2 protein-coding genes and 1 pseudogene are annotated in these 1291 nt (G+C 38.5%); 1 reads left to right on the top strand and 2 read right to left on the bottom strand.

Features of this window, described 5'->3' with window-relative positions:
* On the top strand, positions 1-255 hold a 255-nt coding region (locus Q0954_RS33945; protein ID WP_299466529.1), incomplete at its 5' end, for a tyrosine-type recombinase/integrase.
* Positions 256-318: 63 nt separating this feature from the next.
* On the opposite strand, the gene Q0954_RS33940 is transcribed toward Q0954_RS33945, so the two are convergent.
* Together Q0954_RS33940 and Q0954_RS33935 are read right to left on the bottom strand one after the other, a co-directional pair.
* Positions 319-588: a helix-turn-helix domain-containing protein gene (locus Q0954_RS33940; RefSeq protein WP_299466526.1), complete on the bottom strand. Its 270-nt coding sequence runs from the start codon at positions 586-588 to the stop codon at positions 319-321.
* Between the two features lie 270 nt (positions 589-858).
* Positions 859-1291, bottom strand: a pseudogene (locus Q0954_RS33935) (hypothetical protein); the annotation flags it as partial.

The following is a 1291-nucleotide window of genomic DNA, read 5'->3' as shown; positions in this document are numbered from 1 at the left end:
CCTGTAGTTACCAGTGGAAACTATAATACTTACCTCAAAATGATTGCGGAATATGTAGGAATTGATAAGCACTTGACGAGCCATGTAGGGCGTAGAACCTTTGCTACTTTAGTGTATAATGCTGGCACAGATAGGTCAAAGTTAAAAGAAATGACAGGTCATACCAATGAAGTAATCACTGAAATATATGCAAGCCTTGCCAATGAAACCATTGCAAAGGAAATGGATAAGTTTGAAGGCTTGTTTACTGATTGAGAGATATTACCCCTCGTGTTTAGCAATATAAAACGAGGGGTACTTAATTGGTAGTGTCTACGACTATTCTGTAAAGACTCTGCGTACATCTGCCCCCTTATAATACCACTTTCCGCTTACTTTTTTCGCTGGAAGTTCTCCTCTTTCTCTCATTCGGGCAAGGGTATCATCGCTAATGTCTCCTCCCATTTCTTCTTTGATTCTTTTGTTGGTGTATATATCTAACCCACTGTTTTCAGCTTTAAATAACGCTTCTATCTTGCCATACATTGTTTTTTCAAAATCCTTCATTAAGTCCTGAAGATCTTCCGTTGTTGGAATATTTACTGCCATAATTTTAAATACTTATTTTTTTAAAATAAAAGGTTATGGTTGCAGGCATTTGTTTCTGATTCTTTCACTAGTTGTTATTACGAAAACCTTTTTTGCCAGATCATACGCTTCTGGAATCCAACCTCTGCTCTCCAACCAGGTTGAAAATCCCGATGCATCGGGGCAATAGGCGTTTTATTCACCCTTTTAGCATTTTGATATAGTTTTTTTCCATATACCAAAGAGAATTACTTGTAAACAGTTTGGTATATCTTCTGTACTGGTGCGCGCTTATAAGTTACATAGTTTTTCACTAATTGATCCATAGCTTTTCGAGAATCTACAAAAAGTGTCAAGGTTTCTTCTTTTTTCCAGTGCATTCAATTCTACTTCTGCTTTTTGGTTATCCTGCTCGATAGCTTTGATTCGGGCTCTCTGCTCACCCTGACGATTTTCGAAGTCTACCATTTGTTGAGCCTGTATCAAAAGCATTTGTGCCGGGGATAATGCTTTATTTCGGGCATTATACCTTTCTTCACGCTCAATAAAGTATTTTCTGACTTCCCGCCCCTTATCGGTTTGAGCTAACAAGACAAGTGACTTAACACACTCGACTAACATACAAATAGTATCAAAGGGGCTGCTTATTCCTGTCTTTTTATTTTTGTCGAGTAGGTCGGGGCGATTACTCGCCCTTTCCCCTCTAAGAACGTAACGTGCCTGT

The organism is uncultured Microscilla sp. (genome assembly GCF_947493425.1).
Classification (GTDB): Bacteria; Bacteroidota; Bacteroidia; order Cytophagales; family Microscillaceae; genus Microscilla.
The sequence above is the reverse complement of the archived record's forward strand: the minus strand, read 5'-3'. Positions and strand labels throughout refer to the sequence as shown.